Source organism: Pseudomonas chlororaphis subsp. chlororaphis, assembly GCF_003945765.1.
In the GTDB taxonomy this organism is placed as follows: domain Bacteria; phylum Pseudomonadota; class Gammaproteobacteria; order Pseudomonadales; family Pseudomonadaceae; genus Aquipseudomonas; species Aquipseudomonas chlororaphis.
Window position 1 is genome coordinate 6,674,181 of the sequence record NZ_CP027712.1, and the last position, 12,028, is coordinate 6,686,208.

A 12,028-nucleotide genomic window follows, 5' to 3' on the forward strand; every position below is an offset into this window, starting at 1 on the left:
TACGTGGTCCATAGCAGCCCTGCTTTTGAACGAGAACAGCACCATGCCTACCCCTCACGTTGAAACGGTGAAACTGGATGAACTGAACTGCTGGCGCATCCGCCACGGTCAGGCCGAACTGCTGGTGGCCCAGCAAGGCGCGCACATCCTCAGCTATCAATTGGCCGGGCAACCGCCGCTGATCTGGCTCAACGACGAGGCCGTGTTCAAGACCGGCAAAAGCATCCGCGCCGGCGTTCCGGTGTGCTGGCCGTGGTTCGGCAACTTCGCGCGCAACCCGCAAAGCGTCCAGGCCATGCGCCAGGGCAGCGAGCCGGCCGGCGCCCACGGCCTGGTCCGCGCCACCGACTGGGAACTGCTGGGCATCCAGGCCGAAGGCGAAAGTCTGCTGGTGGAACTGCAACTGCCGATCCCCGAAGGCGGGCTGCCAGGCTGGCCGCACCAGGTCGAACTGAAGCTGAGCATCCGCCTCGACGACCAACTGCACATCAACCTCACCAGCCACAACCTGGGCGACGACACAGTCACCATCAGCCAGGCGCTGCACAGCTACTTTGCGGTCAGCGATGTGCGCAAGGTGCATGTCGAAGGGTTGGACGGCCTGAATTACATCGAGACCCTGGATGACTGGAAGACTGCACAGCAGTCCGGCGACCTGCATTTCACCGGCGAGACCGACCGTATCTACCTCGACCCTCCGCCACAGCTGAGCATCGTCGACCCGGCCTGGGAGCGGCGCATCCAGTTGACCAGCAACGGCTCGCGCTCGGCGGTGATCTGGAACCCGTGGATCGCTCGCGCCGAGCAGTTCAGCGACATGGCCGACGATGGCTGGCAACGCATGCTGTGCATCGAGACCGCCAACGTGATGGATGACGTGGTGACCCTGGCGCCAGGCGCCAGTCATACCCTGGGCGTGAGCGTTACCAGCGTAGCGCTGTAACGCCGTCCTACAGATCCGACTCCTGCACCACCCGCACTTTCTGCGCATCCAGCGCATAGGCTGCGTCGGCCAGGTCGTTGCTGACCGTCTCGATCTTCAGGTGGCCGGTCACCCACAGCGGCGTGTAGATATCGTCCAGCTTCACGCCCTTGGGGAAACGCACCAGCACCAGTTGATTGGGTGGCGGTGGCGGCACATGGATGCAGGCGCCCGGGTAAGGCACGAGGAAAAACAGGGTGCTGCGCCCCTTGGCATCGGACTCCAGCGGCACCGGATAACCGCCGATGCGGATGTCCTTGCCGTTCATGGCCGGCACGGTCTTGGTCGAATACATCACCGCCGGCAACCCCTTGCTCTGCTTCAGGCCGCCCTTTTCGGTAAAGGTGCCATTGGCTTCGGGGGAGTTGTGATCGATTTCCGGCATTTGCTCGAGGGCTTTCTGGTCCGACTTGGGCATCAGTTCGAGCCAGTCGGTTTCCGGCAGTTCACCGGCATGAGCCAGGCCCGGGCCCAGCAGAACAAGAGTCAACAGAAGACGGCGCATGGAGGAGCTCGGCAAGAAAGGGACAAGACAACGCCGGGCATTCTAGCCCTCTCTACCTGCGCAGCAGAGAGGGCTTTGTCGCTAAATCAGTTCTTTTTGACCAGGCCGTAGATCACCAGCAGCACGACCGCGCCAACCAGCGCGCCGATGAAGCCCGCGCCCTGGCCCGCCTGGTAGATGCCCAGGGCCTGGCCGCCGTAGGTGGCTGCCAGCGAACCGCCGATACCGAGCAGGATGGTCATGATCCAGCCCATGCTGTCATCGCCCGGTTTCAGGAAGCGAGCCAGCAGGCCAACGATCAAGCCGATAAAGATGGTTCCAATAATTCCCATGGCATTTCCCTCTGTATGAGTTAGGTATGCCAAAGCCTAGTTAGCGCATTGGCATCCTGCCATCAGAGAACGGCGGCCCCGATTGGTTCCACCGCAGCCTCAGGAAGTTATTCGGCGATCAGCGCTTCGACCTTGAGGATCTGCGCCTCGAGGGTTGCCTTGTCCTTGCAGCGCAGGTTGGCGTGACCGACCTTGCGCCCGACCTTGAAGGCCTTGCCGTAGTGATGCAGGTGGCAATCGTCGATGGCGATGACTTTCTCCACCGCCGGCACTTCGCCGATGAAGTTGATCATCGCGCTCTCGCCGACCTTGGCGGTCGAGCCCAGCGGCAGGCCGGCGACAGCCCGCAGGTGGTTCTCGAACTGGCTGCACTCGGCGCCTTCGGTGGTCCAGTGCCCGGAGTTGTGCACCCGTGGCGCGATCTCGTTGGCCTTGAGGCCACCGTCGACTTCAAAGAACTCGAACGCCATCACGCCGACGTAGTCCAGCTGCTTGAGCACGCGGCTGGAATAGTCTTCGGCCAGGGCCTGTAGCGGGTGATCGCTGCTGGCCACGGACAGCTTGAGGATGCCGCTGTGGTGAGTGTTGTGCACCAGCGGGTAGAAGCGGGTTTCGCCATCGCGGGCGCGCACGGCGATCAGCGAGACTTCGCCGGTGAACGGCACGAAGCCCTCCAGCAGGCACCCCACGCTGCCCAGCTCGGCGAAAGTGCCGACCACGTCTTCAGGGCTGCGCAGGACTTTCTGGCCCTTGCCGTCGTAACCCAGGGTGCGGGTTTTCAGCACGGCCGGCAGGCCGATGCTGGCCACGGCGGCCTCCAGGTCGGCTTGCGACTGGATGTCGGCGAACGCCGGGGTCGGAATCCCCAGGTCCTTGAACATGCTCTTCTCGAACCAGCGATCGCGGGCGATGCGCAGGGCTTCGGCACTCGGGTAGACCGGGACGAACTGCGACAGGAAGGCCACGGTTTCCGCCGGCACGCTTTCGAACTCGAAGGTCACCAGGTCCACTTCGTCAGCCAGCTGGCGCAGGTGATCCTGATCGCCGTAGTCGGCTCGCAGGTGTTCGCCCAGGGCAGCGGCACAGGCGTCCGGAGCCGGGTCGAGAAAAGCGAAGTTCATCCCCAGCGGAGTGCCCGCCAGAGCCAACATGCGACCCAGTTGGCCGCCACCGATTACACCGATCTTCATCGTCAAAAACCTCAGGCGATGCGTGGGTCTGGATTGTCCAGGACGCTGTCTGTCTGCTCAGCGCGGAATTTTTTCAGCACAGTATGAAATTGCGGATGCTTGGCGCCAAGGATGCTCGCCGACAGCAGCGCGGCGTTGATCGCGCCGGCCTTGCCGATGGCCAGGGTGGCGACCGGAATGCCCGCGGGCATCTGCACGATGGAGAGCAGCGAGTCGACGCCCGAGAGCATCGACGACTGCACCGGAACGCCCAGCACCGGCAGGTGGGTCTTGGCCGCGCACATGCCTGGCAGGTGGGCCGCGCCACCGGCACCGGCGATGATCACCTCGATGCCACGTGCTTCGGCATCGGTGGCGTACTGGAACAGCAGGTCCGGGGTGCGGTGGGCAGAGACCACTTTCACCTCGTAAGGGATGCCGAGCTTTTCCAGCATATCGGCGGTGTGGCTAAGGGTGGACCAATCGGACTTGGAGCCCATGATCACGCCAACCAATGCACTCATCGTCGTGCCTCTTCTCTCTGGGCGCCCGCGGGCGCGTCAAAAACAACAAGCCACGCGGAGTGCGTGGCTTGAATGTGCGAATTATGGCCGGACGAACCGGCCGAAGGCCGCGCAGTATACCGAAAAAGGTGCATTAAACGCACTTTTGCCGACCATCTGTCATACACCATGTTTCAAGCGCAAAGCGGCGGTTTTATTGACTTCGGGGTCAGTCAGCATAGGCCAGGATCGTTGCCAGATTCCTGTAGCCGCTGCCGCAGGCTGCGATCGACGGCGAAGCCGGCGCAAAGGGGGTATTCCCACTCCTTCAGACAGACCGCGTCGCCAGGTTTTGCGGCCCCTGCGACGGAGTGCCGCCCAGAGCGAGCGCAGCCTTCGGCAGCGGCTACAGGTCAGGTGTTGCCTGTGCCCTGCGCCGCGCCGCCTTCGAGCTTGCGCCACAGCAGCCGGACGTTGGCCTTGCGCACCAGGGCGCAGCGGTACAGGCGGATCTCCAGCGGCACATGCCATTGCGCGCCGCCGCAGACCACCAGTTCGCCACGGGCCAGTTCGGCGCGCACGCTCAGGTGCGGCACCCAGGCAATCCCCAGGCCTTCCAGGGCCATGCTCTTGAGGCTGTCGGCCATGGCGGTTTCATAGACCGTGGTGAAGCGCAGGTTGCGCTGGCGCAGCAGCTGGTTCACCGAACGCCCGAGAAACGCCCCGGCGCTGTACGCCAGCAGCGGCACGCTGGCCTCGCCTTCCAGGTCGAACAGCGGCTTGCCGGCGGCATCCGCCGCGCACACTGGCAGCATCTCGGTCTGGCCCAGGTGTAGCGAAGGAAAGATTTCCGGGTCCATCTGCATGGCCGAGTCCGGGTCATAGAAGGCCAGCATCAGGTCGCAGCCGCCTTCGCGCAGGGCATGCACGGCGTCGCCGACGTTGGTCGCCACCAGCCGCGTGGCGATGTTCAGGCCTTCGTTACGCAACTGGGCGATCCAGCGCGGGAAAAAGCCCAGGGCCAGGGAGTGCGCCGCGGCGACTTGCATCACTTCGCCCTGCCCGCCTTCGAGGTGATGCAAGTGCCGCAGCACTTCGCCCAGTTGCTCGACCACCGTGCGCGCGGTCACCAGGAACAGCTGCCCCGCCGCCGTCAGTTCGATCGGCGTGCGCGAGCGGTTGACCAGGGTCAGCCCCAGCGCCGCTTCCAGGCTGCGGATCCGTCGGCTGAAAGCCGGCTGGGTCACGAAGCGCCGTTCGGCGGCCTGCGAGAAGCTGCGGGTGGCGGCCAGGGCACTGAAGTCCTCGAGCCATTTGCTTTCCAGATTCATCACGTCCTCCCGGGGAACGCACCATTTTAGATCACACGCTTGCCGCGCAAGCGGCGTCACACGGGCATTATGCCGTTTATGCATAGGCCAGTGTTTAACAGCATTGGCCCAAATTTTCCCGCAGGCCTAGGATTCGCAGCGTTCCGGCACAGACCGGGTCCATATCGAGATGATTTCTATCATGTCCTCCGCTGCATCTTTCCGCACAGAAAAAGACCTGCTTGGCGTACTCGAAGTACCTGCTCAAGCGTATTACGGCATCCAGACCCTGCGAGCGGTGAACAACTTCCGCCTCTCCGGCGTTCCGATTTCGCACTACCCAAAACTGGTCGTGGCCCTGGCAATGGTCAAGCAGGCAGCTGCTGACGCCAACCGCGAGCTGGGTCACCTGAGCGAAGCCAAGCACGCTGCCATCAGCGAAGCCTGTGCCCGTCTGATCCGCGGCGACTTCCACGAAGAATTCGTGGTGGACATGATTCAAGGCGGCGCTGGCACTTCGACCAACATGAATGCCAACGAAGTCATCGCCAACATCGCGCTGGAGGCCATGGGCCACAGCAAGGGCGAATACCAGTACCTGCACCCGAACAACGACGTGAACATGGCGCAGTCGACCAACGACGCCTACCCGACCGCGATCCGCCTGGGTCTGCTGCTGGGCCACGACGCGCTGCTGGCCAGCCTCGACAGCCTGATCCAGTCGTTCGCCGCCAAGGGTGAAGAATTCAGCCACGTCCTGAAGATGGGCCGTACCCAGCTGCAAGACGCCGTGCCGATGACCCTGGGCCAGGAGTTCCGCGCCTTCGCCACCACCCTGAGCGAAGACCTGGCCCGCCTGAAGACCCTGGCGCCGGAAGTGCTGACCGAAGTGAACCTGGGCGGTACCGCCATCGGTACCGGCATCAACGCCGACCCGCGTTACCAGGCCCTGGCCGTCCAGCGCCTGGCCACCATCAGCGGCCAGCCGCTGGTACCGGCCGCCGACCTGATCGAAGCCACCTCCGACATGGGCGCCTTCGTGCTGTTCTCCGGCATGCTCAAGCGCACCGCGGTCAAGCTGTCGAAGATCTGCAACGACCTGCGCCTGCTGTCCAGCGGCCCGCGTACCGGGATCAACGAGATCAACCTGCCAGCGCGTCAGCCAGGCAGCTCGATCATGCCCGGCAAGGTCAACCCGGTGATCCCGGAAGCGGTCAACCAGGTGGCGTTCCAGATCATCGGCAACGACCTGGCCCTGACCATCGCGGCCGAAGGCGGCCAGCTGCAACTGAACGTGATGGAGCCGCTGATCGCCTTCAAGATCTTCGACTCGATCCGCCTGCTGCAACGCGCCATGGACATGCTGCGCGAGCACTGCATCACCGGCATCACCGCCAACGAGCAGCGCTGCCGCGAACTGGTCGAGCACTCGATCGGCCTGGTCACCGCGCTGAACCCGTACATCGGCTATGAAAACGCCACCCGTATCGCCCGCATCGCCCTGGAAAGCGGCCGCGGCGTACTGGAACTGGTGCGCGAAGAAGGCTTGCTCGACGACGCCATGCTCGCCGACATCCTGCGCCCGGAAAACATGATTGCCCCGCGTCTGGTCCCGCTCAAAGCCTGACCAACGCCCGCCCTGGCCACAGGGCACCGCTCACCAGGTCGAGGGACTAGACACCTCTCACCTTTTGAGGGCTTGGAGATTCTTCTCCAAGCCCTTTTTTTTGCCTGCTCCTTTACCTGCCCTTGAAACCGCCGCGCCCGCTTCGCGGTCGATCGCAGCCTGCGGCAGCGGCTACAGATCCAGGCCTTTGCGATACTTCGCCCAGGCTTTGGCCAAGCACAACCGGCCATCAGGGTAGATAATCGACCTCCCGCCGCGACCGGCAACGAATACCAAGGCATCCCGTCGATGGACCCGACGCACATCCAGGCCCTTCAACACCTGCGCAACCTGATCCCCATCGGCCTGCGCCACGCCCAAACCCTGCTGGCCCGCTGCGCGGGCAATCCCCAGCAAGCCGCCGAGCTCTACAAGTCCGAGCTGTTGCAGTTACTGTTGGACAAGTCCGGCCTGCCTCCCGAGCAAGCCCGCGAACACCTGCACAACGCCGGCTACGACCTGAACCGTGCCCTGCACGCTATAGAAGAAGCACGCTTCACCCTGACCCAGCGCATCCTGCGCAAACATCACCGAGACAAGGGCCGGGCCCTGGACCTGATCGCCCAGGCCATCGAAACCGAGGAGCAACTGCCGCGCCAGTACTGGCTGGCCTTCGAGGCGCTGGAACAACTGGCACCGGCGCCGCGCTGCTTCATGGTGCTCCACGAGTGGCTGGCCTTTGAGGACTGGGAAGGCTTTGACAGTGCCCTGCACTTTCACCTGCCCCAGGTCATCGCCCAATTCAGGCACCTGCAACTGGACGCCCTGGCGGACACCCTGGAACAGGCCGATCAGCGACAGAAACACCTGAGGGCGAGCCATACCGGGAGCGACAGCCCTGCCGCGCTGGCCGCGCGGGTCAATCAGGACCCGCTCTTCAACAGCCATCAGGACGCCTACAACCGCTACCGAGCGCTGCTCGACGAGCGCCTGTTCCAGTGGGTGGAACAACATATACAGCAGTTTCCAGCCTGAGCGGCGAGCGGCCGGGCGTTGCCCAAACCGCTAGACTGCCGCCCTCAACCGAACATGGACATCGGAATCAGCCCCCATGGAACTGCAGTTCAGCATCACCCCCGCACACACCGAAACCAGGCTCGCCGAAAAACTGCGGCAGGCAATGCTCGAGCATGATCAGCAGCAGGCGCGGATCATGGGCAGCGTCGCCCATTGGCAGAGCCGCCTGCTCGGGCCCCTGCTGCTCGTCCTGTGCCTGGTCGGCGGCGCCCTGGCGATCTATTTCCCCGAGCAGCGCTTCACGCCAGAGAAGCTCATCGCCCTGGCGCTGTTCGCGCTGGTCTTCATCCCGCTCTGGTGGCGCTATTGCGAGCGCTGGCTCCAGCACCTGCAAGCCCGTATCGCCGCCAAGCCTGCCAAGCCCCACCCACCGTTGCGCGGGCTGAACCAACGCTTGATCGAATCCAGGTTGCGCGCGTCCCTGAAGGCCGCCGAAGGCATTTATTGCCTGGCGTTCGACGACCGGGGCTTTACGTTGAGCAACGCCAAGGGCGGCAAGAGCACGCTGGCCTGGGAGCAGATCGCGCACCTGCGGGAAACGCCCGACTTCTACGCCGTGGCCTGCGCCGAGCTGGAACATAAGGGCCTGGCCTATCACATCGCCAAACACAGTGACCTCATGCAGCCCCAGGCATATCAACAAGGACTGCAACAGTTCTTGAGCAAATGCCCGCCCAGAGCAGTTACAGCGTCGAGCTGAAAAAGTCCGGCAAGCCCCTGTCCGTGGAGCCCGGCCTGAGCCTGCTGGATGTGCTGCTCGAAGCCGGCTGCGACATCGACCACAGCTGTCGCGAAGGGGTCTGCGGCTCCTGTGAAACGCGGGTGGTGGAAGGCGAGATCGACCACCGCGACGGTGTTCTGACCAAGGCCGAACGGGCAGCCAACCGATCGATGATGGTCTGCGTTTCCGGTTGCAAGAGCCGGGCCTGGTGCTGGACCTCTAGCGCGCTATGTAATTGCTACGTAACGGTTACGTAATTGCTACGTAATCGTTGCGAGGCAAAGGCTGTACGGCCGTTACGTACCGCCAAACCCACAAAACCGCTGAGAGGCTGCAAAACGGCTGTTGTAGCCGCTGCCGAGCCTGCGAGGCTGCGATCGGTTGCGCAGCAGCCGCAAAACCTGCCAACCGCGCTTCCATTGATGCACCGCAGCGCCCGGATGGCGGCCCCTGCGGTGCCGTTCGCAGCCTCGCCAGCTCGGCAGCGGCTACAGCCGGATGATGAAAAACCAAAGAGGCTGGGACGACTCGCAGATGTACACCGTGGGCGCGCAGTTCCTGGCCATGCCGATCATGGCCTGGGTCGACCTGACCTGGGCCCGGAACGCCAACCCCTACGGTGGCGCGGAGAACGGCAGCGGCTTCACCAGCACCAGCTCGGTGGGGCAGCAACCAGTGGTACTACCGGACCAACGTCAATATCGGCTACTACTTCTGAGGCCTGCCGGACCGCGCCGCATTTTCGTTGACGTTCATCGCGAGCAAGCTTCGCTCCTACGGAGGCGGTAAAGCGTGCCGAGGCGCCGGCGCAAGAACCGATTCAGCCCCTTTCCCCGCCTGCCGTTCCTCGGCTCGACGCGCTACATGCAGACGGCGGGCGCGCGCACCGGTATAGTGCGCCCCCTCTTCACATGGACAGCCGTCGGTAACGAGGCTCAACCCCATGGGAAACCCGAACTAATAACAACCCGCGAATTGGAACCGGGACGAACACTCGCCCCACCTGTCGTGCTGCCCGCGCGACGGTGTGTAACTCGATGTTTCGGACCGCCCAGCTTCTGCCTTTACAAAAAACAGCGAGGAATACTCCATGCTCGAAGTCATCAACGACTTCCTCTCAGGGAAAGTACTGATCGTGCTCATTGTCGGGCTCGGTAGCTACTTCACGATCCGCTCGCGTTTCGTTCAATTGCGCCACTTCCTCCACATGTTCGCGGTGTTCCGCGACAGCCTCAAAGGCAGCGCCGGGCAACTCAGCTCGTTCCAGGCCCTGATGCTCAGCCTTGCCGGCCGTGTCGGTGCAGGCAACATCGCCGGTGTCGGCATCGCCGTGACCCTCGGTGGTCCGGGTGCGGTGTTCTGGATGTGGGTGACCGCACTGGTCGGCATGTCCAGCAGCTTCTTCGAATGTACCCTGGCCCAGGTCTACAAGCGCGCCGATGGCGACGGCCTGTACCGTGGAGGTCCGGCTTACTACATCCAGCACGGCCTGAAGCTCAAAGGCATGGCGGTGGTGTTCTCGATCCTGCTGCTGGTCACCTACGGCTTCGCCTTCATCGGCCTGCAGTCCTACACCGTGACCCACTCGCTGCAGAACGCCTTTGCCTTCGACCCACAACACACCGGTATCGTCCTGGCGGTGCTGCTGGCCATCACCTTCATCGGCGGTATCAAGCGCATCGCCTCGGTGTCCGACCTGCTGGTACCGATCAAGACTCTGGCCTATATCGGCGTGACCCTGTACGTGATCGGCACCCAGATCGAACAGGTCCCAGCCATGCTGGAAACCATCTTCAAGAGCGCCTTCGGTCTCGACCCGGCCTTCGGTGGCTTGCTCGGCAGCGCAATTGTCATGGGCGTGAAGCGTGGCGTGTTCGCCAACGAAGCGGGCCTGGGCAGTGCGCCGAACGTCGCCGCCGTGGCCGCCGTGAAGCACCCGGGCGCCCAAGGCGTGGTCCAGGCTTTCAGCGTGTTCCTCGACACCTTCGTGATCTGCACCTGCACCGCGCTGCTGATCCTGCTGTCGGGCTTCTACACCCCTGGCTTCGAAGGTGACGGCATCGTCCTGACCCAGAACTCGCTGGCCGCCGTGGTCGGTGACTGGGGCCGCATGTTCGTCAGCGTCGCGCTGTCGCTGTTCGTCTTCACCTGCATCCTCTACAACTACTACCTGGGCGAGAACAGCCTGCAGTTCCTCACCCGCAACCGCACTGCGCTGATGACTTTCCGCGGCCTGGTGCTGGCGCTGGTGGTCTGGGGTTCGATGCAGGACCTGTCGACCGTGTTCGCCTTCGCCGACATCACCATGACCTGCCTGGCCTTCGTCAACCTGGTGGCCCTGGCCATGCTGTTCAAGGTCGGCCTGCGCGTGATGCGCGACTACGACGAGCAGCGCCGCGCCGGCGTCAGCCAGCCAGTGTTCGACTCCAGCAAATTTACCGATCTGGACCTGGACCTGAAGGCCTGGCCGACCAGCCCGTCGGTTGCTGCCGAGGCCGACGTTCAGCCGCAAGGTATTCCCGCAGCGCAACGCTGATCGGGTAAAAACCGGGCGCATGTCTTGCGCCCGACGTGACACTCCCTGCGGTCGGCGTCATGCTCGACCGCACGCTGTCATCGTTCCGGAGACTCCCCAATGAATGCCAACACCTATCCTGCCGCGCAGAACGTCATGGTGCTCTACACCGGCGGCACCATCGGCATGCAGGCCAGCGCCCACGGCCTGGCCCCGGCCTCGGGTTTCGAGGCGCGGATGCGCGACTACCTGCACAGCCAGCCCGAGCTGGTGGTGCCCGACTGGCGCTTTCGCGAGATGGCGCCGCTGATCGACAGCGCCAACATGACCCCAGCCTACTGGCAGCGCCTGCGCGAAGCCGTGGTCGATGCGGTCGACGTGCAGGGCTGCGACAGCGTGCTGATCCTGCACGGCACCGACACCCTGGCCTACAGCGCCGCGGCCATGAGCTTCCAGCTGCTGGGCCTGCCCGCCCGCGTGGTGTTCACCGGCTCGATGCTGCCGGCCGGGGTGACCGACAGCGATGCCTGGGAAAACCTCGGCGGCGCCCTGGTCGCCCTCGGCCAGGGCCTGGCGCCGGGCGTGCACCTGTACTTCCACGGTGAACTACTGGCGCCGACCCGCTGCGCGAAGATCCGCAGCTTCGGCCGTCATCCGTTCGCGGCGTTGCAGCGCCAGGGTGGCGCAGCCAAGGCGACCTCGATTCCAGCGCAGCTGGATTACCGCCAGGGCAAGCAACTGGCCAGGGTCGGCGTATTGCCGCTGGTGCCGGGGATCGCTGCCGAACAGCTCGACGCCCTGCTGGGCAGCGGCATCCAGGCGCTGGTGCTGGAGTGCTTCGGCAGCGGCACCGGGCCGAGCGATAACCCGCAGTTCCTGGCCAGCCTGCAACGCGCCCGGGAACAGGGCATCGTGATCGTGGCCATCACCCAATGCCATGAAGGCGGCGTGGAACTGGACATCTACGAGGCCGGCAGCCGCCTGCGCGGCGTCGGCGTACTGTCCGGCGGCGGCATGACCCGCGAAGCGGCCTTCGGCAAGCTCAACGCCCTGCTGGGCGCCGGCCTGGACAGCGCCGAAGTGCGGCGCCTGGTGGAACTGGACCTGTGCGGCGAGCTGAGCTGATCCCTCCCCTCGCTCCTGCCGAATTCCCCTGTAGGAGCGAGGCTTGCCCGCGAAGGACGTCAACGATGATGCGGTGTAGCTGATAGACCGCCGCTGCGCGGCTATCGCGAGCAATCGAACGTCGACCGGCCGCTCCTGCAGAAACGTAGCGCGGCATACAAATTGCTCCGTTTTCGGCATCCC

Annotated in this window: 11 protein-coding genes and 2 pseudogenes; 8 read left to right on the forward strand and 5 right to left on the reverse strand. The window is 64.1% G+C overall.

Features of this window, described 5'->3' with window-relative positions:
• Positions 1 to 43 precede the first annotated feature (43 nt).
• Positions 44 to 943, forward strand: a complete 900-nt coding sequence (locus C4K27_RS30485) for a D-hexose-6-phosphate mutarotase (RefSeq protein WP_053263274.1) — start codon at positions 44 to 46, stop codon at positions 941 to 943.
• Between the two features lie 7 nt (positions 944 to 950).
• On the opposite strand, the gene C4K27_RS30490 is transcribed toward C4K27_RS30485, so the two are convergent.
• The 5 genes from C4K27_RS30490 to C4K27_RS30510 all read right to left on the reverse strand — a co-directional run bounded on the left by C4K27_RS30490 (position 951) and on the right by C4K27_RS30510 (position 4,822).
• Complete coding sequence (locus C4K27_RS30490; RefSeq protein ID WP_009041371.1) at positions 951 to 1,487, reverse strand: DUF3299 domain-containing protein; 537 nt, start codon at positions 1,485 to 1,487, stop codon at positions 951 to 953.
• An 86-nt stretch (positions 1,488 to 1,573) separates the two neighbouring features.
• The gene (locus C4K27_RS30495; RefSeq protein ID WP_007928514.1) at positions 1,574 to 1,819 is read right to left on the reverse strand and encodes a GlsB/YeaQ/YmgE family stress response membrane protein; all 246 of its coding nucleotides are present in this window, start codon (positions 1,817 to 1,819) and stop codon (positions 1,574 to 1,576) included.
• Positions 1,820 to 1,926: 107 nt separating this feature from the next.
• A complete protein-coding gene (locus C4K27_RS30500) occupies positions 1,927 to 3,009 on the reverse strand; it encodes a 5-(carboxyamino)imidazole ribonucleotide synthase (RefSeq protein ID WP_007928513.1) in 1,083 nt (360 codons plus the stop codon).
• Positions 3,010 to 3,020: 11 nt separating this feature from the next.
• On the reverse strand, positions 3,021 to 3,512 hold the full coding sequence (gene purE / locus C4K27_RS30505; RefSeq protein WP_007928512.1) for a 5-(carboxyamino)imidazole ribonucleotide mutase: 492 nt from the start codon (positions 3,510 to 3,512) through the stop codon (positions 3,021 to 3,023).
• A gap of 392 nt (positions 3,513 to 3,904) precedes the next feature.
• Positions 3,905 to 4,822 carry a LysR substrate-binding domain-containing protein gene (locus tag C4K27_RS30510; protein WP_009041373.1) on the reverse strand — a complete coding sequence of 306 codons (918 nt, stop codon included), beginning with the start codon at positions 4,820 to 4,822 and terminating at the stop codon, positions 3,905 to 3,907.
• A 181-nt stretch (positions 4,823 to 5,003) separates the two neighbouring features.
• Between C4K27_RS30510 and aspA the strand changes: the two genes are divergently transcribed.
• From aspA to C4K27_RS30545, 7 genes and pseudogenes are all read left to right on the forward strand, one after another.
• Positions 5,004 to 6,428, forward strand: coding sequence for an aspartate ammonia-lyase (gene aspA / locus C4K27_RS30515; protein ID WP_007928510.1), 1,425 nt, complete (start codon positions 5,004 to 5,006; stop codon positions 6,426 to 6,428).
• A 288-nt stretch (positions 6,429 to 6,716) separates the two neighbouring features.
• Positions 6,717 to 7,442 (forward strand): hypothetical protein, encoded by a 726-nt coding sequence (locus C4K27_RS30520; RefSeq protein WP_053263133.1) that lies wholly within the window; start codon positions 6,717 to 6,719, stop codon positions 7,440 to 7,442.
• Positions 7,443 to 7,518: 76 nt separating this feature from the next.
• Entirely contained in the window at positions 7,519 to 8,184 is a 666-nt protein-coding gene (locus tag C4K27_RS30525; RefSeq protein ID WP_053263134.1) for a YcxB family protein, read from the forward strand.
• Positions 8,157 to 8,428: pseudogene (locus C4K27_RS30530) on the forward strand (2Fe-2S iron-sulfur cluster-binding protein); the annotation flags it as partial. The gene C4K27_RS30525 and the pseudogene C4K27_RS30530, both read left to right, overlap by 28 nt.
• A gap of 251 nt (positions 8,429 to 8,679) precedes the next feature.
• Positions 8,680 to 8,923 (forward strand): annotated as a pseudogene (locus C4K27_RS31550) (hypothetical protein); the annotation flags it as partial.
• Positions 8,924 to 9,295: 372 nt separating this feature from the next.
• Positions 9,296 to 10,741 carry an alanine/glycine:cation symporter family protein gene (locus C4K27_RS30540; RefSeq protein WP_053263137.1) on the forward strand — a complete coding sequence of 482 codons (1,446 nt, stop codon included), beginning with the start codon at positions 9,296 to 9,298 and terminating at the stop codon, positions 10,739 to 10,741.
• 99 nt (positions 10,742 to 10,840) lie between these two features.
• On the forward strand, positions 10,841 to 11,845 hold the full coding sequence (locus C4K27_RS30545; RefSeq protein WP_053263138.1) for an asparaginase: 1,005 nt from the start codon (positions 10,841 to 10,843) through the stop codon (positions 11,843 to 11,845).
• Positions 11,846 to 12,028 lie beyond the last annotated feature (183 nt).